The 20,770-nt window shown below is 72.4% G+C and carries 14 protein-coding genes; 7 read left to right on the plus strand and 7 right to left on the minus strand.

Going from position 1 to position 20,770, the window contains the following annotated elements; all coding sequences use genetic code 11:
* Positions 1-193 precede the first annotated feature (193 nt).
* Positions 194-3,772 (plus strand): indolepyruvate ferredoxin oxidoreductase family protein, encoded by a 3,579-nt coding sequence (locus tag JI742_RS02175; RefSeq protein ID WP_201823596.1) that lies wholly within the window; start codon positions 194-196, stop codon positions 3,770-3,772.
* 109 nt (positions 3,773-3,881) lie between these two features.
* Entirely contained in the window at positions 3,882-4,388 is a 507-nt protein-coding gene (locus tag JI742_RS02180) for a Dps family protein (RefSeq protein ID WP_201823599.1), read from the plus strand.
* Positions 4,389-4,499: 111 nt separating this feature from the next.
* Here JI742_RS02180 and JI742_RS13785 read toward each other — a convergent pair whose 3' ends face one another.
* The 6 genes from JI742_RS13785 to JI742_RS14010 all read right to left on the minus strand — a co-directional run bounded on the left by JI742_RS13785 (position 4,500) and on the right by JI742_RS14010 (position 11,507).
* Positions 4,500-6,044 (minus strand): choice-of-anchor I family protein, encoded by a 1,545-nt coding sequence (locus JI742_RS13785; protein ID WP_236676743.1) that lies wholly within the window; start codon positions 6,042-6,044, stop codon positions 4,500-4,502.
* 133 nt (positions 6,045-6,177) lie between these two features.
* Positions 6,178-6,870, minus strand: a complete 693-nt coding sequence (locus JI742_RS02190; RefSeq protein WP_201823600.1) for a Fe2+-dependent dioxygenase — start codon at positions 6,868-6,870, stop codon at positions 6,178-6,180.
* Positions 6,871-6,969: 99 nt separating this feature from the next.
* The gene (locus tag JI742_RS02195) at positions 6,970-9,261 is read right to left on the minus strand and encodes a TonB-dependent receptor (protein ID WP_201823601.1); all 2,292 of its coding nucleotides are present in this window, start codon (positions 9,259-9,261) and stop codon (positions 6,970-6,972) included.
* A gap of 232 nt (positions 9,262-9,493) precedes the next feature.
* Positions 9,494-9,910: an ExbD/TolR family protein gene (locus tag JI742_RS02200; RefSeq protein ID WP_201823603.1), complete on the minus strand. Its 417-nt coding sequence runs from the start codon at positions 9,908-9,910 to the stop codon at positions 9,494-9,496.
* 27 nt (positions 9,911-9,937) lie between these two features.
* Entirely contained in the window at positions 9,938-10,702 is a 765-nt protein-coding gene (locus JI742_RS02205) for a MotA/TolQ/ExbB proton channel family protein (RefSeq protein WP_201823605.1), read from the minus strand.
* A gap of 55 nt (positions 10,703-10,757) precedes the next feature.
* The gene (locus tag JI742_RS14010) at positions 10,758-11,507 is read right to left on the minus strand and encodes a TonB family protein (RefSeq protein ID WP_201823607.1); all 750 of its coding nucleotides are present in this window, start codon (positions 11,505-11,507) and stop codon (positions 10,758-10,760) included.
* A 278-nt stretch (positions 11,508-11,785) separates the two neighbouring features.
* On the opposite strand from JI742_RS14010, the gene JI742_RS02215 reads away from it, so the two are divergent.
* Complete coding sequence (locus JI742_RS02215; protein WP_201823611.1) at positions 11,786-13,000, plus strand: tRNA guanosine(34) transglycosylase Tgt; 1,215 nt, start codon at positions 11,786-11,788, stop codon at positions 12,998-13,000.
* Positions 13,001-13,120: 120 nt separating this feature from the next.
* A complete protein-coding gene (locus JI742_RS02220; RefSeq protein WP_201823614.1) occupies positions 13,121-13,804 on the plus strand; it encodes an alpha/beta hydrolase in 684 nt (227 codons plus the stop codon).
* 90 nt (positions 13,805-13,894) lie between these two features.
* Here JI742_RS02220 and JI742_RS02225 read toward each other — a convergent pair whose 3' ends face one another.
* A complete protein-coding gene (locus tag JI742_RS02225; RefSeq protein WP_201823616.1) occupies positions 13,895-15,883 on the minus strand; it encodes a CocE/NonD family hydrolase in 1,989 nt (662 codons plus the stop codon).
* A 195-nt stretch (positions 15,884-16,078) separates the two neighbouring features.
* Between JI742_RS02225 and JI742_RS02230 the strand changes: the two genes are divergently transcribed.
* From JI742_RS02230 to gshB, 3 genes are all read left to right on the plus strand, one after another.
* Positions 16,079-17,683, plus strand: a complete 1,605-nt coding sequence (locus tag JI742_RS02230) for a tetratricopeptide repeat protein (protein ID WP_201823618.1) — start codon at positions 16,079-16,081, stop codon at positions 17,681-17,683.
* 103 nt (positions 17,684-17,786) lie between these two features.
* The gene (locus JI742_RS02235; RefSeq protein WP_201823620.1) at positions 17,787-19,673 is read left to right on the plus strand and encodes a potassium transporter Kup; all 1,887 of its coding nucleotides are present in this window, start codon (positions 17,787-17,789) and stop codon (positions 19,671-19,673) included.
* 75 nt (positions 19,674-19,748) lie between these two features.
* A complete protein-coding gene (gene gshB, locus JI742_RS02240) occupies positions 19,749-20,723 on the plus strand; it encodes a glutathione synthase (protein ID WP_201823622.1) in 975 nt (324 codons plus the stop codon).
* Positions 20,724-20,770 lie beyond the last annotated feature (47 nt).

Below are 20,770 nucleotides of genomic sequence, written 5' to 3' on the forward strand. Positions count from 1 at the left end.
GAGGCCTGCGGTGTGAGCTCGAAACAGGCGTGAGCAGAGGTTTCCGAATCTCACGCCTGTGCAAGGAAGTTGACGTCTCGGCGCGCTTCCGGGCGGCTTTATTGCTACAGGCCATTACAAGCCGCGTGCATGCAATTTCGCTCTGCTACCTTGCTTGCGCCCGCTTCCCGATCGTTTCCCCGACTTGCCCACCATGCCCCAAGACGTGCCCCTTGACGATGCCCTGCTCCCCACGAGCGGGCGTGTCTATGTGAGTGGCATCGAGGCCATCGTCCGCCTCTTGTTCGTGCAGCGCTGGCGCGACCGTGCCGCCGGCCTGCGCACCGGCGGCTTCGTCTCGGGCTACCGCGGCTCGCCGCTGGGCGGGCTCGACGAGGCCCTGTGGGCCGTGGAGGACGCGCTGGCCCGCGAGGACATCCACTTCCAGCCCGGCGTGAACGAGGACCTGGCCGCCACCGCGATCTGGGGCTCGCAGCAACTGCACCTGACCGGCGAGAGCGACTTCGTCGGCGTCTTCGGCCTCTGGTACGGCAAGTCGCCCGGTGTCGACCGCTGCGGCGATGTCTTCAAGCACATGGCCCATGCCGGCACGGCCCCGCGCGGCGGCGTGCTGCTGATCGCGGGCGATGACCATGCGGCGTCCTCGTCCTCGCTGCCGGGGCAGAGCGAGCAGCTCTTCATCGCCTCGTCCATTCCCATCCTCTACCCGGCCGGCGTCAGCGAATACATCGAGCTGGGCCTGCATGGCTATGCCATGTCGCGCTTCGCCGGCGTGCCGGTCGGCTTCAAGGCCCTGGCCGACACGGTCGAGGCCTCGGCCTCGATCGATGCCGACCCCGCCGCCGTCGTCACCGCCATGCCGGAGGACTTCGTGATCCCGCCCGGCGGCGTGCACATCCGCAGCGCGGCCACCATCACCCAGCAGGCGCGCGACCAGGAATCGCTGATGCAGCGCGTGCGCCTGCAGGCCGTGATGGCCTATGCGCGCCGCAACCGCCTCAACCATGTGGCCGTGGCCGCGCCGCGCGCACGGCTGGGCGTGGTCGCTTCCGGCAAGGCCTACACCGAGACGCTGGAGGCCCTGGAGCTGCTCGGCCTGCTCGACGCCGGCGAGGACGCCTGCCCGGTGCGCCTGTTCAAGGTGGCCATGCCCTGGCCGCTGGAGCCGACCAGCCTGCTCGACTTCGCCGAGGGCCTCGATGAGATCCTCGTGATCGAGGAGAAGCGCGCCGTCATCGAGCCGCAGATCAAGGAGCTGCTCTACGAGCGGCCCGACGGTCGTCGCCCGCGCGTCGTCGGCAAGTTCGCCGAGCAGCCGGCCGCGCCGCTGGCCAATCCGGACTGGCTGGTCTCGCCCATCGTCGTGCTCTCGGTCTCGGCCATCGCCCGCATCCTGGCCGGCCGCCTCGGCGCCTTCACCGACCCGGCCCCGCTCCAGCAGCGCCTGGCCTGGCTGGATGCGGCCGAAGCCCGCGTCGCCAGCCTGGTGCCGGTGCCGGCGCGGCCGCCCTGGTATTGCGCCGGCTGCCCGCACAACAGCTCCACCCGGGTGCCCGAAGGCAGCCTGGCCCTGGCCGGCATCGGCTGCCATGCCATGGCGACGCTGATCTATCCCAAGGAGAACCTCTCGCTGACCCACATGGGCGGCGAAGGCATGCCCTGGCTCGGCCAGGCGCCCTTCTCCAAGCGCAAGCATGTGTTCGTCAACCTCGGCGACGGCACCTACTTCCACTCGGGCTCGCTCGCCATCCGCGCCGCGGTCGCCGCCAAGGCGCGGATGACCTACAAGATCCTCTACAACGATGCCGTCGCGATGACCGGCGGCCAGCCGGTCGATGGCCCGATCGGCGTGCCCGAGATCGTCGAGCAACTGGTCGCCGAGGGCATCACCCGCATCGCCGTGGTGGCCGACGATGCCAGCCGCTGGCTCGGCAACCCGGTGCTCAAGCCGCGCCGGCCGGCGGTGCAGCTCAGCGTCCACGGCCGCGAGCAGCTCGACGCGGTGCAGCGCGAGCTGCGCGACTTCGACGGCCCCTCGGTCCTGATCTACGACCAGGTCTGCGCGGCCGAGAAGCGCCGCCGCAGCAAGAAGGCTCCGCCCGCCAAGCCGCCGACCCGCGCCTTCATCCACGAGGCCGTCTGCGAGGGCTGCGGCGACTGCGGCGTGCAGTCCAATTGCGTGGCCCTCAGCCCGCTGCGCACGCCGCTGGGCAGCAAGCGCCAGGTCGATCAGTCGGCCTGCAACACCGACCTCAGTTGCGTGCAGGGCTTCTGCCCGAGCTTCGTCACCGTCGAAGGCGTCACGCCGCGCCGCAAGCCCGCGCGGGCGGCCGAGCCGGCGGCCTTCGATCCCGCCAGCCTGCCCGAGCCGCATCCGGCCGCGGCCCCGGGCGCCTTCAATGTGCTGATCACCGGCATCGGCGGCACCGGCGTGATCACCGTCGGCAAGGTCATCGGCCTGGCGGCGCACCTGGAAGGGCGGCGCGTGTCGGTGCTCGACATGACCGGCATGTCGCAGAAGAACGGCGCGGTCAGCTCGCATGTGCGCATCTTTCCGCCGGGCGCCGAGATCCGCGCGCCGCGCATCTCGCCCGGTCAGGCCGACCTGCTGATCGGCTGCGATGTGCTGACCGCCGCCGCACCCGACAGCCTGCGCTGCCTGCACGCGGGCCGCACGCGGGCCGTGCTCAACAGCTTCGAGCAGGTCACCGGCAAGTTCGCGCAGGACGCCGACTGGCGCTTTCCCTCCGAGACCGTGCGGCGCCTGCTTGCCGAGGCGGTCGACGGCCGGCTCGATGCCATCGATGCGACCACGCTCGCGCAGAAGCTGCTGGGCGATGCGATCGGCGCCAACCTCTTCCTGCTCGGCTTTGCCGTGCAGCAGGGCGGCCTGCCGCTGCCGGTGGCCAGCCTGCTGCGCGCCATCGAGCTCAACGGCGTGGCCGTCAGCGCCAGCAAGGCGGCCTTCCACTGGGGCCGGCGGGCGGCCGTCGACCTGGCCGCCGTGCAGCGCGCGGCCCTGCCGGTGGCGCCGATGGTGCTGCATCGCCCGCTGAGCCTGGGCCCGCTGCTGGCCGAGCACGGCCGCTTCCTCACGGCCTACCAGGATGCGGCCTATGCCGCCGCGCACCGTGCCTTCGTCGAACAGGTGGCCCGCATCGAGCGCGAGCAGCACGGCGGCGGCGAGCGCCTGGCCCTGGCCGTGGCCCAGGGCCTGTTCAAGCTCATGGCCTACAAGGACGAGTACGAGGTCGCCCGGCTCTACAGCCTGCCCGACTTCCGCGCCCGCCTGGCCGAGACCTTCGAAGGCCGGCCGCGGCTGAGCTTCCATCTGGCGCCGCCGCTGCTCGCGCGGCCCGGCCCCGACGGCCGGCCGCGCAAGATCCGCTTGGGCGGCTGGGTCGAGGGCGTGATGCGCGGCCTGGCCCGGCTGCGCCGCCTGCGCGGCACGGTGCTGGACCCCTTCGGCTACAGCGCCGAGCGGCGCGAGGAACGTCAGCTCATCGTCGACTACCGCCACAGCATCGAGCAGGCCCTGGCCTGCGGTGCCGACTTCGACACCCTGCTGGCCCTGGCCCGGCTGCCCGAGCGCATCCGCGGCTTCGGCCCGGTCAAGCAGGCCGCGCTGCGCGAGGCGCGGGCCGAATGGGCACGGCTGCTCGCCAGCCTGCCGCCGGCCCAGGGCGGCTCGGCCAGCCCGCCCGCGGCGGGCAGCCCGGCCCGGCCGCTGGCGCCGGCGGTCGCGGCCTCGGTTGCCATCGAGGCGGCCTGAGGCCCGGGTACGCCAGCGCACCCAGGCGGCCGATGGCCGCTGCTACGATGTTTTGAAGACGTGGCGCCCGCTCGGCGCCGCGTGACCATCCCTTTGCGAGGAAGCCATCGTGTCCAAGTCCAAGCGCCCGGCTGGCGCCGCACCCCAGATCAACATCGGCATCAGCGACAAGGATCGCGCGGCCATTGCCGCCGGCCTGTCCAAGCTGCTGGCCGACACCTACACCCTCTACCTGACCACGCACAACTTCCACTGGAATGTGACGGGGCCGATGTTCAACACGCTCCACACCATGTTCATGGCCCAGTACACCGAGCTGTGGACGGCGGTGGACCCGGTGGCCGAGCGCATCCGCTCGCTCGGCCATCCGGCGCCCGGCAGCTATGCCGCCTTCGGCCAGCTCAGCAGCCTGCCCGACGCGCCGACCGAGCCGCCCAAGGCCCTGGAGATGGTGCGCATCCTGGTCGAGGGCCATGAGGCCGTGGCCCGCACCGCGCGCAGCCTCTTCCCCCTGGTCGACAAGGCCGGTGACGAGCCCAGCGCCGACCTGCTGACTCAGCGCCTGACCGTGCACGAGCAGACCGCCTGGATGCTGCGCAGCCTGCTGGAGGACTGAGCCCGGGGGCGGCCCCGCCGCCCGCCCGGCATGAAAAAGACCCCGCAGCCGGCGACGGCTCGCGGGGTCTTGTCCTTGGGCGGGCCCGCCGCGCGGCGGGCCCTGTGCAGATCAGGCCTTGCGGCGCCGCGCGAAGGCGCCCAGGGCCAGCAGGCCGCCGGCCATCAGGGCGTAGGTCGAAGGCTCCGGCACGGGGCTGAGCTGGAACAGCGAGGTCGTGCCGGCCACGCCGTCGATGGCCTCGTTGGCCACGGCCAGGTAGTAATCGTTGCCGACCTTGAAGCCGGTCAGGCCCTCGGGGGCCCGGTCGCCCTGGCCGACGATGAAGTCGATGAAGCTGACCTGGGTCGGGTCGGTGATGTCGAAGACGGCGGTGGCCGCGGTCGTCGTACGCTCCAGACCGATGAAGGCGAAGGTACGGCCCTCGATATCGAGCAGGGCCACGCCCTCGGGCTCCACACCCTTGTTGTCGCTGCGGCCGTCGTCGTACAGGCCGCGCGCGATCGCCTCGCGGTCGAGCAGGTCGCCGCTGTCGTAGACCAGTTGGCCGTCGGTGTCGCGGATCGAGAAGCTGCGGCCACCGAAAGTCACCAGGTCGCCGCGGACCGATTCCACATTCGACAGGATCAGGCGCGAGAGGTCGCTGCCCTCGGGCACCAGCTCGATCGAGGCATTGCCGGCGGAGCCGCGGCGCTCGTCGGCTTCGTCCTCGCGCGCATCGCCTTCATTGGCCATCACCAGGAAGGTCTTGCCGCCGGACTCGTAGGCGGCGATGCCGTCGGGCTGGTAGAGGCCCTTGACCGGGGCATTGCGCAGCTCGATGCGGCCTTCCTGGTCGTGCGGGTCGATCGCGTTGCCGGGCAGACTGAAGTCCTTCAGGCCCAGGCCGACGATCTTCTCGAAGCTCTGCGTTTGCAGGTTCAGCACGGCCAGGCCATTGGCTTCCTGCAAGGTCACATAGGCGCGGGTGCCGCTCTTGTCGATGGCGATGGACTCGGGCTCCGGGTCCATGGGGCTGAATTTGGGCCGCGTCGGGGTGCTGCCGCTGGTCGGGAACTGCCGCAGGCTGCCGTAGCCGGGAATGGACGGGTCGAGGTTCACGGTGTTCACCGTGCGGCTGGCCACGTCGATGATGCTGACGCCCCCGACCGGGTCCAGGCCGCCGGTCGGCGTGCCCTCGTTGGCCACCAGCACGCGGCTGCCGTCGGGGCTGAAGGTCAGCATGTCGGGCAGGGCGCCGACGGTCAGGGCCGCGCCGCTTTGCGTGCGGGTGGCGGTGTCGAAGAAGACCACGCTGCCCGGGCTGGTGCGGGTGACGCTGTTCTCGATCGCAAAGGCGGCCACGCCGTTGTGGATGGCCACGCTGTTGATGGTGCCGAAGCCGCTCACATCGATGTGCTGCACCAGGCCGCCGGTGCTGCGGCTGAGCACGTCCACGCCCTTCACGCCGGCCACCCACAGGGTGTCGGTCACGGCATCGAAGGCGACGATCTCGGCCTTCTGGCCGGCCACGCCGGTGTTGGCATGGTCGTACTGCCAGACGCGGCTGGCGCTCAGGCCCTGGGCCGAGGCGCTGGCCGGGGCCAGCAGCAGCGCGGTGCCGAGGCTGGCCAGTGCGAGGCCGAGCGGACGGAGGGCGGGGTGGAGGCGGGGCATGGTCGGTCCCTCGAAAGGTGGCAAAGCCCATGAGCTTCCCCATCCCCTGTGACGATTGCGTGACAGCAGGGGCGCGGTGCCCACCCCATCCGCGGGGGCGTGGGTGGGGGCGGTGGGACGTGCGATGCCGCGCTCAGGCCTCGGCCCACTGCCGCAGCAGGTTGTGATAGAGGCCGGTCAGGCCGACGGTGGCGTCGGTCTCGCCGAGCTGCTCGCGCAGGCTGAGCAGGTGGCGGTCCAGCTCGAAGAGCAGGCCGCGCTGCGCCTCGCTGCGCACCATGCTCTCGACCCAGAAGAAGCTGGCCAGGCGCTCGCCGCGCGTCACCGGCTCGACGGCATGCACGCTGGTGCCGGGGTAGAGCAGCAGGTCGCCGGCGGGCAGCTTGATGCGCTGCTCGCCGAAGCTGTGCTCGATCACCAGCTCGCCGCCGTCGTAGCTTTCGGGCGCAGCCAGGAAGAGCGTGGCCGACAGGTCGGTGCGCACCGACTGGCCGCGCAGCGGGCCGTGGCGGATCAGGCGCACCGCGTTGTCGATGTGCTTGCCGAAGCGGTTCATCGCGCCGCCGTAGCGGTTGAACAGCGGCGGGTAGATCTTGCGCGGCAGCGCGGCGGCGAAGAACAGCGCGCTCTCGGCCAGGCCGGCCAGCACCAGCTCGCGCAGCGCGGCACCGGCCGGGTCGTCCTCGGCGATCTGCTGGTTGGACTTGACCGCGCCCGACTGCGGCCCGGCCGTCGCCCGGCCGTCGATCCAGCGGGCCTGGCGCAGCAGGGCCTGGGCCTGGGCAAGGCGGTCGCCGCGCAGGACGGCGGGGATGTGCAGCAGCATGGCGGGTCTCCGTGGCGTGGGCTTGCGGAAAAAAGCGGCGCGAGCCCTCGAGGACCCGCGCCGCATCAAAGGCCCGGACGCACCGGGCCGGGGGGAGGATCAGAACTTCAGGCCCAGGGTGAGCAGCGCGCTGCGCGTCGGCCCGGCAACGGTGAAGCCGCGGTAGAGCCCGTCGGCATAGACCTTGTCGGTCAGGTTGCTGATGAGCAGCTTGGTGCGCCAGGGGCCGGCGTCGTATTCGAGCAGGGCATCGGCCTTCACATAGCCGGGTGCGCGGTTGCTGCCGGCCTCGGCCTGCGCGGGCACGCGGTCGCTCATGCCGTCGGCGCCCAGGCCCAGCCGCCACTTCGGCGCGAAGGCCCAGGTGACGAAGATGTTGCCGGTCCAGCGCGGCGTCAGGCCGCTGTCCTTGCCGACGGTGGCTTGCGAGCTGGCCGAGCTGCCGGCCTCGTCGATCTTGCCGCGCATGTAGGCGATGCCGCCGAAGACCTCCACCGCCGGGTGCGGCCGGCCGGCCAGCTCGAACTCGATACCGTCGGTGTGGCGCTTGCCATTGAGCAGGTAGGCGTCGGCGGCCTGGTCGACGTCGGTGTTGCGCTCGTTGAACTTCTCGGTGCGGAACAGGGCCGTGCGCAGCGAGAGATTGCCCTCGCGCAGATCCCACTTCGCGCCGATCTCGATGTTGCGGCTCTTCTCCGGTGCGGTGTTCGCGCTGCGGTCGTCGAACTGGTAGAGATCGCCCGAGGCATTGAAGGAGGTGCCGTGCGAGATGTAGTAGCTCGACATCGCGTCGGGCTGCCACAGCAGGCCCTCGCGATGGCTCCACATCGCGTCCTTGCGGTCGAGCGGGCCGCCGGTGCGGCGTTCGTAGTCGGCGCTGAAGCGGTCGTGGCGTGCGCCGAGCATCAGCTTCCAGTGCGGTGCGATCTGCACCGTGTCCTGCGCATAGAGGCCCACCGTGTTGGCCCGGAAGGCGGTGTTGCGCACCTTCACCCGGGTGTCGACAACGGCCGGCGTGCCGCCCGTGTCGGCCCAGGTGATCGCGCCCTTGGCCGGCGTGCCGGTGTAGGCGAAGGTGGTGGTGTCCTCGTGCGCGATCTCGGCGCCGGCCAGCAGCTCATGCTTCAGGCCGAACCAGTTCGCGCGGCCGCTGTAGTCGGTCTGCAGGAAGCGGTGGCGATCCTTGGCGGCGCGGGTCTGGTTGCCGCGGTTGATGGTCGAGGCGTCGGTGATGGCATCCTCGTTCGCCACGCCCGACAGGCCCGCCGTGGTGGCCCAGAGGTCGCGCTTGTAGCGGCCGTCGCGGAAGCTGGTGCGAATCTCGCCGCCGCCCTCCAGCCGGTGCAGCCAGGTGAAGAAGACGCTGTTGGCCGAGTCTTTTTGATAGTCCGACTCGCTGCCGTACCAGCGCTCGGCCGCCGCATCGACCGGCCGGCCGTTGAGCCAGCGGAAGCCGTAGTCGGGCACGTCGTCGTAGCTCAGGTGGTAGGCGCCGACGCTGAACTCGTTGCGCTGGCCGATGCCCCAGCGCAGCGTGGGCGCGAAGCCTTCGCGGTGGGTCTCGGGGCCGTTGCGGGTGCTGTCCGCATCGGTCTTCATCACGTTCAGCCGCAGGGCGGCGTTCTCGCCCAGGCGCCAGTTGAAGTCGCCGGTCACGCGGCGGTAGTCGTCGGTGCCGATCGTGAGGTCGGCCTCATGCTGGGTCAGGCCGAAGGGCTGCTTGCTGGCCTGGTTGATGATGCCGCCGGTCGAGCCGCGGCCGTAGAGCATGGAGGCCGAGCCGCGCAGCAGCTCGATGCGGTCGAGGTTGAAGGTGTCGCGGTTGTATTGCGCGATGTCGCGCATGCCGTCGAGGAAGATGTCGCCGCGGGTGGCGAAGCCGCGCAGGCGGATCAGGTCGCCGATCGCGCCGCCCTCGCCGGCCTCGAAGGCGATGCCCACCGCGCCGTGCAGCGCGCCCTTGAGCGTGTCGAGGTTGCGGTCGTCCATCAGCTTCTCGGGGATCACCGTCACCGATTGCGGGATGTCGCGCAGCTCCTGCTGGCCCTTGCCGGCGGTGGTGGTGATGGCCTGGTAGCTGGCTTTGCTGGGCGGCGGCCCTTCCGATTCGGCCCGCACCTGCACGGCCGGCATGCGCGGCGGGTCGGCTGCGGCGACCGGGCGGGCGGGCGCGGCAGGCGGCGGCTCGGCCTGGGCCAGCTCGGTCGGCGCTTCGGCCTGGGCGGCTGCGGGCAGGCCGAAGCCGGCCAGGCCGAAGCCAGCCGCCAGCGCGCCCAGCGGCAGCAGGCGGCGTGCGGTCGCGGGCCGGGGCGCCGCTTGCGCGGCGGCGGGGCGGGCGCGCAGCGCATGCCGCAGGGCCCGGGTCAGCGGGTGCAGGGAAGGGGGGGTCATGGCCAGTCTCCGAGGAAGGTCTGCAAGGGGCCGGGGGCTCGGTGGCTGGCATCGCCGTCCCCGTGCGGCGGGACGGTGCGGGGCGCCGGGGGCGCCCGCAGGCTGGCGGGGAACGGAACCGGGAGCGGGGAAAGCGGGATTCGGGGATCGCGGGACCGCGTGAAGCCGGGGCGCCAGGCGGGCGCGCCGCGCCGGGCGGCATGCGCGGGCAGGGCGGGCTCGCTCACTCGTCTCAGGGCGCCGGCTGGCTGAGGAAGCCGATGCGGGCGAGGCCGGCGCGCGAGGCGTCGCCCAGGGTCTCGGCCACCAGGCGGTAGGCCACGGCCTCGTCGGCGCGCAATTGCAGCAGGGGCTGCGGCTGGCGCTGGGCGGCCTCGGCGAAGCGGGTGGCGGCCTCGTCGCGGCTCAGGGCCTGGCCGTTCCAGAGGCGGCGGCCTTCGGCATCGATGGCGAAATCGATGCGCTCGGGCTCGGCCTGGAGCGGCTCGGCGCTGACCTTGGGCAGTTGCAGCGCCACCTGGTGGGCGGCCAGCGGCGCGGCCAGGATGAAGATCACCAGCAGCACCAGCATCACGTCGATCAGCGGGACCATGTTGATCTCCGCCAGCGGGGCGCCGCTGCGCGAGCGGTCGAAATTGCCGAAGGCCATGGGCGGCTCCTTGGGTGGGGGCGGGCTTCAGGCCGGCTGGGCCGAGCGGGCGGCGTCGCGCGGGGCTTGCGACGGCGTCTCGGCCGGGCCGCGGCCCAGCGCGGCGCCGGTGGCCACCAGGCTCATCAACTGATGCGCGAAGCCGTCGAGCCGGCCGGCCTGCAGGCGGTTGCCGCGCACCAGGGTGTTGTAGGCCATCACGGCGGGGATCGCGACGGCCAGGCCCAGGCCGGTCATCACCAGGGCCTCGCCGACCGGGCCGGCGACCTGGTCCAGCGTGCCCAGGCTGCCGGCCGCGCCGATGCCGATCAGTGCGTGGTACACGCCCCAGACCGTGCCGAAGAGGCCGACGAAGGGCGCGGTGGCGCCGACGGTGGCCAGCAGGGTCAGGCCGTGCTCGGCGCGCAGCGCCTCTTCGTCCAGGCCCTGCTTGATTGCGCGCTCGACGAAGTCGTGCAGGCCGCCGGCCTCGGCCAGGTGCTGGGCATCGCCGGCGCTGTGGGTGTCGTGGTGGGCGCGGGCCTCCAGCGCGCGCTGGGCCAGGCGGCCGAAGGCCTCCTGCGGGGCGGTCTCGGCCAGTTCGCGGCCGACGGCGGCCAGCGAGGGCGCGTCCCAGAAACGCGTCAGGAAGGCGCTGCCGCGCTGCCGGCCGCGCCAGCGGGCGAGGGCTTGCACGGCCATCACCGTCCACGAGGCCACCGACATCAGCAGCAGGACGACGAAGAGCGCGCGGCCCACCGCATCGGTGCTGGCCAGCAGATGGGCCAGGCCCAGGGGGTTGGATTCGGTCATCGGGAGGCTCCGGAAAGCGGACGGGGCGAAGCAGGAAGGGAAGGCCGGCGCGCGCTCAGCGGCCCAGCACGAAGTTGATCGGCGCCAGCACCCAGACGCCGCGGGCCGGCGCCTGCGGCGGCGGCTCGAACAGGGTCTGCGCGGCAGCGGCCAGCGCGGCGGCATCCAGGCGCGGGTGGCCCGAGCTGGTCTCGATCCGCCATTCGCGCGGCCGGCCCAGGGCATCGACGAGGATGCGCAGCATCACCGTGCCGGCCTCCTGCTGGCGGCGCGAGAGCAGGGGGTAGGACGGCGCCGGCGCCTGGCGGTAGCGCAGCGCGCCGGGTGGCAGCGGGGCCGGATCCTGGGCGGGCGCGGGCGGCGGGGCCGGGCGCGGCGGGGCTTCGGCGGGCCCGGGATCGCTGCGGGTGGCGACCGCCGTGGCCGCTTCGGTCGGCAAGCGGGGCGCGGGCTCGGCCAGCGGTTCGGCGACGGGCAGCGGGGGCACGCTGTCCTGCTCGGGCAGGGGCGCAGGCTGGGGCGTGGCCAGGGGCACCGGTGGGCGCGGCAGCGGCCGGGCGACCGGGCGTGGCGCCGGCCGCGGCGGCGGCGGCAGGGCGCGGGCCGGGGCGGCGGGCACCGCCGGCGGGGCGAGCAGCACCGCCTCGACCACCGGCCGCAGCGGCGGGGCCTCCGGCGCGTTCAGCCCCAGGAGCAGGCCCATGCCCAGCAGGCCGTGGGCCAGCAGCACGGCCAGCGTCAGGCCGGAGACGGCCGGGCGCGACAGCGGGGCGGTGAAGGGGGCAGGGGCCAGGGCGGCGGACATCGTGGCGGAAAGCGGGCGGGCGGCAGGGCGGGCGGTCCCGCGCCGGGCGGCGGGGGGGGCGATCCCCGGGCGATCTCCAACCCAAGGGTCGAAGATCGTGTTGCGAATCATTCGCGAGTGTATTTGAGAATGATTCGCGTTGGCAGAGCTGTGGACGCACGGCCACAGCGTCCCCGCCTCAGACCGCCTCCGTCATCCCCGGCCGCCCCCGCCCCAGAAGGTCGCGGCCGCCCCCAGCCGCCGCCGCCCGCCCCCAGGCCCGGCCCGACAATCACCCCATGCTGCATTTCGACCTGCTCGCCACCGAGGGCCATGCCCGCCGCGGCCGCCTCACCCTGGCCCATGGCGTCGTCGAGACGCCGGTCTTCATGCCCGTCGGCACCTACGGCACCGTCAAGGGCATGACGCCGCGCGACCTGCATGCCATCGGCGCCCCCATCATCCTGGGCAACACCTTCCACCTCTGGCTGCGGCCGGGGCTGGACGTGATCGGCAGCTTCGGCGGCCTGCATGCCTTCGAGGGCTGGGACAAGCCCATCCTCACCGACAGCGGCGGCTTCCAGGTCTGGTCCCTGGGCGAGATGCGCAAGATCAGCGAGGAAGGCGTGCGCTTTGCCTCCCCCGTCAACGGCGACAAGCTGCTGCTCACGCCCGAGGAAAGCATCCGCATCCAGACCGTGCTGAACAGCGACATCGTCATGCAGTTCGACGAATGCACGCCCTACTGGAAGCCCGGCAGCAGCGCCGCCAGCATCCAGGGCCTGAGCCCGCAGGAGGCCGCCGGCCATGTCACGACCGAGGCCGAGGCCCGCAGCTCGATGGAACTGAGCCTGCGCTGGGCCCGGCGCTGCCAGGAGGCCATGGGCCGCTTCGAGAACCCCAATGCCCTGTTCGGCATCGTCCAGGGCGGCATGTTCGAGGCCTTGCGCGACGAAAGCCTGGCCGGCCTGGAGGCCCTGGACCTGCCCGGCATCGCCGTCGGCGGGCTCAGCGTCGGCGAGCCCAAGGCCGAGATGCGCCGCATCCTGGCCCACCTCGGCCCGCGCCTGCCGGCGCACAAGCCGCACTACCTGATGGGCGTGGGCACGCCCGAAGACCTGGTCGAATCCGTGGCCCAGGGCATCGACATGTTCGACTGCGTCATGCCCACCCGCAACGCCCGCAACGGCCACCTCTTCACCCGCTACGGCGACCTGAAGCTGCGCAACGCCCGCCACCGCAGCGACCCCGGCCCGGTGGACCCGAGCTGCGCCTGCTACGCCTGCGCCGGCCCCAGCGGCGTGCCGGTCGAGCAAGGCGGCCCCGGCGGCTTCAGCCGCGCCTACCTTCATCACCTCGACCGCTGCGGCGAAATGCTCGGCCCCATGCTCGCCAGCATCCACAACCTGCACTACTACCAGCAGCTCACCCGCGAGATGCGCGCGGCGATCGAGGCGGGGCAGTTCGGGGTGTGGCGCGGGCGGTTTGCGGCGGATCGAGGGCGGGGGGTGTGAACCTGCCGTGTACCGACGGCGGCTGACCGCTCGACCTGGCCTCACCCGTCAAGCCCGCTTCGCCATCCCTCGAATCTTTTGCGCCTGATCACCTGGCCCTGTCACGACCTTCTTCATGCCATGACCCTCGACACCGTTGAACTCCTCGCCGGCCCGGCCGGCGCCGCCCCTGTCGCCACCGTGATCGTGCTGCACGGCCTGGGGGCCGATGGGCATGACTTCGTGCCGGTCTGCCGCGAGCTGGATCTCTCGGCCCTCGGCGCGGTGCGCTATGTGCTGCCGCATGCGCCCAAGCGGCCGGTGACGATCAATGGCGGCTATGTGATGCGCGCCTGGTACGACATCCGCGAGGCCGACCTGCTGCGCCGCGAGGACGAGGCCAGCCTGCGCGAATCGCAGGCCCAGATCGATGCGCTGATCGCGGCCGAGATCGCGCGCGGCATGCCCAGCCAGCGCATCGTGCTGATGGGTTTCTCGCAGGGCTGCGCCATGACGCTGATGGTCGGCCTGCGCCAGCCGAATCGCCTGGCCGGCCTGGTGGGCCTGTCGGGCTACCTGCCGCTGGCGGGGACGACGGCGGCCGAGCGCCATGCGGCCAATGCGGCCACGCCGATCTTCCTGGCCCATGGCGACTGGGACCCGATCATCCCAATCGCGCGGGCCGAGGCGTCGCGCGACCAGCTCGCGGCCCTGGGCCATGCGGTGGACTGGCAGCGCTACCCCATGCCTCACTCGGTGAGCCCGGAGGAGATCGAGGCCATCGAGGCCTTCCTCCTGCGCGTGCTGGCCGCGCCGGCGGGCTGAGCCTGCGGGCGGGGCCGCCCGGCCCGGCCGGTGATTCGGGGCGGGCTGACCGGCTTCAGGCAACGGGGCCGCCCCAGCCGGCCCGCCGGCTCAGCGCTCCAGCGGCACTCTCACCGAGCCCTGCACGGTCACGGCCGGCAGCAGCAGGTCGCGTGACACGCTGCTCGCATATTGCAGATGGGCGCCGTGCAGCAGCAGGCCCAGGGTCTCGCCCGGGGCCAGGCGCTCGGCCACGCCGACCATCGGCAGGGTGTGGCGCTTCAGGCCGCGCAGGGGGGTGAGCTGCTCGTCGATCAGGCGCGGCGCGCCGTTGCCGCGGCGTGCGCCCCAGCCGACGAGCACGATGGGATCGCAGCCCAGTTGCAAGTCCAGCAGCGGGTCGGCGGCGGCGCCAAGCCGGGCGCGCACGCAGGGCGTCAGCGCGGCCAGCGGCGCGCTCAGGGTCAGGTCGAGCTGGCCGATGCCGGCCAGGACGCGGCGGTCGGCCGGCAGGCCGCTCAGCGGCACGAAGACCGGCGCGACCAGGCTGCCCGCGCCGGTCAGGCCCTGCGCCAGCGGCACGCTGCGCGCCGGCAGGCGGGCGGACACGAGGTTGGCGCCGGCCAGGCGGGCGGGGCTCAGCCACAGGGCCTGGTCGGGGGCGAGGGAGAGGCAGACCTCGCTGCGCAGCCGGGCCAGGTCGGCGGCCACGGCCGCGCTGGGCGGGGTGGCGGCCGGCGGTTGCAGCTTCTCGTTCAGGAAGGCCAGGGTGGCATCCAGGCGGTCGAGCCGGCCGCAGCGCTCGGGGCCGGCGGGCGCCTGGGTGTCGGGCAGGCTCAGGCCCAGGGCGCCCAGGCTGGCCTGCAGCGCGGCCTGGGCCGGGGCGAGGGGCGCCAGCGCGCCCAGCACGGTGCCGCTGCCGGGCAGGATGTGGCCGCCCTCGTGGCTCAGCAGTCGCACGTCGCCGCCACGCGCGCGGTAGCCCTGGAAGTTGGCGAAGCCGGCGTTGAAGTTGAACAGGGTGTCGCGCATGCCCTGGCTGAACAGGATGCTGACGGGCGGCGGCGGGACGGCCGGAAAGTCATAGCCCAGGCTGCCCGACAGGCCGGCGCCGAGGAAGCGCATCGGCGTCTGCTGCGCTGCCGGCAGGCCATCCAGGAAGTACTTGGCCGAGTGGTAGTAGAAAAAGGGCAGGGCGCCGGCCGGGAAGGTGTTGGTCGCCACGCCGCGCACCAGGGTCTCGCGGATCAGCGGGTCCAGGCCGCCGATCAGCTTCTGGCTGGCGCCTGTCTCGCCCAGGGCCACCAGCAGCGCGACCCAGGCGGTCTTGATGACGCCGTTCGGGTTCAGGCTGTCGCGCAGGTCGTGCGGGGTGATGTCGGGCGTGAGGGCGTCCAGGCGGCGCTTCGCATCCAGGTTGTGCAGCAGCAGTTGGAACATGCCGCCGTAGCTGCCGCCGGTGGCGCCGGCCACCAGGTTGTGGCCGCCGCCGGGCTGGGGGTCGTGGGCGAGGAAGTCCAGGTGCGTCTCGGCCCATTCCAGCACCTGCAGCAGGTCGCGGCCGTCGGTGTTGGGGTCCATCACCCGCACGGTGCCGCCGCTTTCGCCGAAGCCGCGCAGGTCCAGGCTGATCACCGCATGGCCCTGGGCTTGCAGCCGTTCGAGGAAGGTGCCGGCCGGGTCGACCGTGCGCGAGCCGCCGAAGCCGTGGCCGTGCAGCACCAGCGGATGGCCGCGCTGGCAGTCGAAGACCTTGGGCTCGATCAGCTCGAAGACGATGGGCTGGCCGCTTTGCGCCGAGATGAGCTGGACGCGATGGTGGCGCCCGCCCGCCAGGCCCTGCAGCCGCGCGCAGGAGGGCAGGGCGGCCGAGCTGGCATCGCGTTGCAGCAGCAGGTCGGGCCGTTGCGCGCCAGGGATGCGCAGGGCCGCGCCGAAATCCGCCGCCCACGCCGGCAGGGTGGCAGCCAGCAGGCCCAGGCCCGCCAGCCCCCGGCGCAGGCCCGCGCGTCGCGGCCGGCCGGGCGGCATGCGATCGCCGGCCGGGCGGGGTGCCGAAGGCTCGGCAGGATGGGCGACAGACGATGCGGTGCGGGGCATGGCGGTTCCTGGGGCATGGGACCCGGGGTCCGGGCGGTCGGCCACTGTAAGCAGACGTGTCCTGGATGCAGCCTGCGGGAAACGCGCGCATCCGCCGCCCGCGGCCCCCGCGTTTCGCCGCTGCCGCGGGCGGCGGGGCGGTGCTACAAGCTGCGCCCGTCCTCGCCCATCGACCCGCCCCTGCGTCCGCCGACCATGCCGCCCCGCGCCCCCGTTCCGCTCTCGCCCCAGGACACGCAGGCCCTGATCGCCCTGGCCCAGGCCGGCCGCTGGCCGCAGCTTGAAGCCCAGGCGCGCAAGGCCCTGGGCAAGCACCCCGAGGCCCTGCTGCTGCACAACCTGCTGGGCAGTGCGCTCAACGAGCAGGGCCGCCATGCCGCCGCTGTGCTCAGCTTCCAGCGGGCGGTGCAGCTTGCGCCGCAGGCGCCCGAGCTGCGCTTCAACCTGGCCGTGGCCCAGGCCGCCGCCGGCCAGCTTGCCGAGGCGGTGACCAGCTACCGCGCCGTGCTCGCGGCCCGGCCGGATCTGACCGTGGCGCACTACAACCTGGGCACCACCCTGCAGCGTCTGGGCCGGCTGGACGAGGCCGAGGCCGCCTTCCGCGCCGCCCTGGCCCAGGCGCCCGGAACGGTCGAGACCCTGGGCAACCTGGGCGCCGTGCTGCAAGCCCAGGGCCGGCTGGACGAGGCCGTCGACCATTACCGCGAGGCCCTGCGCCAGCGCGAACTGCCGCGGCTGCGCCACAACCTGGGCACCGCGCTGCGCAGCCAGGGCCGGCTTGACGAAGCGGCCGAGGCCTTCGAGGCCGCGCTGCGCGGCGCGCCCGAGCCGGCCCTGGCCGCCGACACCCACACCCGCCTGGGCGAGACCCGCTGGGACCAGGGCCGCGTCGACGAGGCCGTGGCCGCCTACCGCGCCGCGCTGGCCCTCGACCCGGCGCATGCCGCGGCGCACTACGCCCTGGGCGTGGTCGCCTTCGACGGCGGCCAGCTCGAAGCCGCGCTGGCCTGCTTCGAGCAGACCACGCTGCACGATGCCGCCGAGCGCCGGCTCTACGCCCTCTACAAGCTCGGCCGCACCGAGGCCTTCCGCAGCCAGTTGGCCCGCCTGCTGGCCGCCGGGCCGCACCGTGCGCCGCTGGTGGCCACCCTGTCGGCCCATCATGCGCACGAGCATGGCCTGCCCGACCCCTGCGGCTTCTGCCCCGAGCCCATCCGCGCCATTCACCACGGCCGCCTCGACGCCCTGGCCGAGCCCGACAGCCCCCTGCGCGCCGCCCTGCTGCGCGACCTGCGCGAGGCCAAGATCGCCGAGCGCAAGCAGGGCCGGCTCCACCACGGCGTGCAGTCCGCCGGCCACTTGTTCAAGCGACCCGAAGCCTCCTTCCGCGCCCTGGCCGAGCTGCTGCGCGACGCGCTGCTGGCCTACCGCGCCGGCCTCGATCCGGCGCTCGGCGTCTATGCCCGCGACTTCCCGGCCGAGCCGGTCTTCAGCGGTGCCTGGTCGGTGGCCATGCGGCGCGGCGGCCACCTGAGCGCGCACATCCACGAGGAGGGCTGGCTGTCCGGCGTGGTCTACCTGCAAGTGCCCGAGCCGCCGCCGGGCCGGCAGGACGGCGCGATCGCCTTCAGCCTGGATGGCGACGGCTACCCCCGCCAGCGCGCCGACTGGCCCGAGACCGTGCTGCAGCCGCGTGCGGGCGATGTGGTCTTCTTCCCGTCCTCGCTCTTCCACCGCACCCTGCCCTTCGACGGCGAGACCGAGCGCATCTGCATTGCCTTCGATCTGGCCCCCGCCTGATCCGGGGGCTGAAAGACGGTGATTTGCTGCATTGCCGCAATCTCTCCTGCGCGGCGGACGGCTCGGCGCACAATGCGCCTTCCCTGGCTGATCCGTCTGCCCTGTGTCCGCAAACCATGACCCCCAGGCCAGTCGCGCCTCGCTCGCGGCCGCCGCCCTCGCCGCCATCGGCGTGGTGTACGGCGACATCGGCACCAGCCCGCTGTACGCGCTCAAGGAAGTCTTCAACCACGGACATGTCGAGTTCACGCCCGACAACATGCTGGGCGTGCTGTCCCTGGTGTTCTGGACGCTGACGGTCATCGTCTCCTTCAAGTACGTCGCGCTCATCCTGCGCGCCGACAACAACGGCGAGGGCGGCCTGATCGCCATGCTGGCCTTGGCCTCCACCGCCGTGAAGGACAAGCCCCGGCTGCGCCGCGGCTTGCTGATCCTGGGCATCTTCGGCACGGCGGTCTTCTATGGCGACGGCGTGATCACGCCGGCCATCTCGGTGCTCTCGGCCATCGAGGGCCTGGAGGTCGCCGCGCCCGGCCTGCGCCGCTGGGTGCTGCCCCTCACCCTGCTGGTGCTGACCCTGCTGTTTGCCGCGCAGCGCTTCGGCACGGCGGCAGTGGGCCGCTACTTCGGGCCCTTCACGGCGCTGTGGTTCGCGGTGCTGGCCCTGCTCGGCCTGGTGCACATCGTGCAGAACCCGGCGGTGCTGGCGGCGCTCAGCCCCCACCATGCCCTGGGCTTCGTCTGGAACCATCCCGGCACGGCCTTCTTCGCGCTCGGCGCCATCGTGCTGTGCGTGACCGGCGCCGAGGCCCTGTATGCCGACATGGGCCACTTCGGCAAGCGGCCCATCCGCATGGCCTGGTTCTTCTGGGTGATGCCGGCCCTGGTGCTGAACTACTTCGGCCAGGGCGCGATGCTGCTGGCCCATCCCGAGAACATCAAGAATCCCTTCTACGAGATGGCGCCGACCTGGGCGCTCTACCCGCTGATCGGCATGGCCACCGGCGCCACGGTGATCGCCTCGCAGGCCCTGATCACCGCGGCCTTCTCGGTGACCAAGCAGGCCATCCAGCTCGGCTACCTGCCGCGGCTGCGCATCCTGCACACCTCCGTCAAGTCCACCGGCCAGATCTACATCCCCTTCGTGAACTGGGGCCTGTATGCCGGCATCGTGCTGGCGGTGGTGACCTTCGGCTCCAGCACCAAGCTGGCCGCGGCCTACGGCATCGCGGTGACGACCGACATGCTCATCACCACGGTGATGACCTTCTTCGTGATCCGCCATGCCTGGGGCTACCCCTGGCTGCTGTGCGTCCTGGCGACGGTCTTCTTCTTCATCGTCGATGCGCTCTTCTTTGCCGCCAATGCGGTGAAGATCCTCGATGGCGGCTGGTTCCCCCTGGCCATCGGCGCCTTCATGTTCACGCTGATGATGACCTGGAAGCAGGGCCGCGCCCTGATGGCCGACCGCCTGCGCGACGATGCCATCGAGCTGCGCGGCTTCCTCGAATCCGTCTTCCTCAGCCCGCCGCTGCGCGTGCCCGGCACGGCCGTTTTTCTCAGCGCCGAGAAGGACGTGACGCCCAATGCCCTGCTGCACAACCTCAAGCACAACAAGGTGCTGCACGAGCAGAACCTGTTCGTGAACGTGCAGCACCACGAGGTGCCGTGGATCGGTTTCGACCGCCGCGTGCAGATCGAGCCGCTCGGCCACGACTGCTGGCAGGTCACACTGCACTTCGGCTTCAAGAACGACCCCGACGTGCCCGAGGCCCTGCAACAGCTCGTCGGCCGCGGCTGCCAGCTCGACGAGATGGAGACCAGCTACTTCCTCAGCCGCGACATCGTCATTCCCTCGGTCGGCTCGGGCATGGCGCTGTGGCGCGAGAAGCTCTTCGCCAGCATGCATCGCAATGCCGCGGCGGCGGCGGACTTCCTCAACCTGCCGACCAACCGCGTCGTCGAGCTGGGCTCCAAGATCGAGATCTGAGCGCCCGGCCGTCCGCTGCGGCGCGGGGCCTTCGCGCCCGGTGTAGGGTGCGGGGCCTGATACTGGGAGACCTGCTTGGACCTGCTCTTCGTCGCCGACCCGCTGGAAAGCTTCAAGATCGCGAAGGACTCGACCTTCGCGATGATGCGTGCCGCCACCGCCCGCGGCCACCGCCTGATGGCCTGCACGCCGCGCGACCTGATGTGGCAGTCCGGCGGCCCGGTTACCGCCTATGTGCGCGACATCGCCCTCGGCGGCACCGAGGCCGCCTGGTTCCAGGCCGCCCAGCAGGTGCCCGACGAGCGGCCGCAGCCGCTGGCCGAAGTCGACGCGGTGATCATGCGCAAGGATCCGCCCTTCGACGCCGAGTACGTCTACGCCACCCACCTGCTGGAGCAGGCCGAGCGCGAAGGCGCCTGCGTGCTGAACCGCCCGCGCGCCCTGCGCGACCACCCCGAGAAGCTCGCGATCCTGGAGTTTCCGCAGCTCATCCCGCCGACCCTGGTGACGCGCGACGCGGCCGACATTCGGCGCTTCCATGCCGCGCACGGCGACCTGATCCTCAAGCCGCTCGACGGCATGGGCGGCATGGGCATCTTCCGCGTGCGCGAGGACGGCCTGAACCTCGGCAGCATCGTCGAGACCCTGAACCGCCACGGCGCGCAGACGGTGATGGTGCAGCGCTTCGAGCCGGCCATCGCCCAGGGCGACAAGCGCATCCTGCTGATCGAGGGCGTGCCCCTGCCCTGGGTGCTGGCGCGCATTCCCCAGGGCAGCGAGGTGCGCGGCAACCTGGCCGCCGGCGGCAAGGGCGTGGTGCAGGCGCTGACGGACAGCGACCGCCGCATCGCCGAAGCCGTCGGCCCGCTGCTGGCCGCGCGCGGCCTCACGCTGGTCGGCCTGGATGTGATCGGCGAGCGCCTGACCGAGATCAATGTCACCAGCCCGACCGGCTTCCAGGAGATCACGAAGGCCAGCGGCCTGGACGTGGGCGCGCTGTTCATCGATGCGGTCGAGCGCCGGGTGCAGGCCGCCCGGGCCGCCCGCTGAGGCCTGCCCCGGCCAGCAGGGACAATCCGCGTTCACTCGAACGCATC

This window comes from Piscinibacter lacus (assembly GCF_016735685.1).
GTDB lineage: Bacteria > Pseudomonadota > Gammaproteobacteria > Burkholderiales > Burkholderiaceae_C > Aquariibacter > Aquariibacter lacus.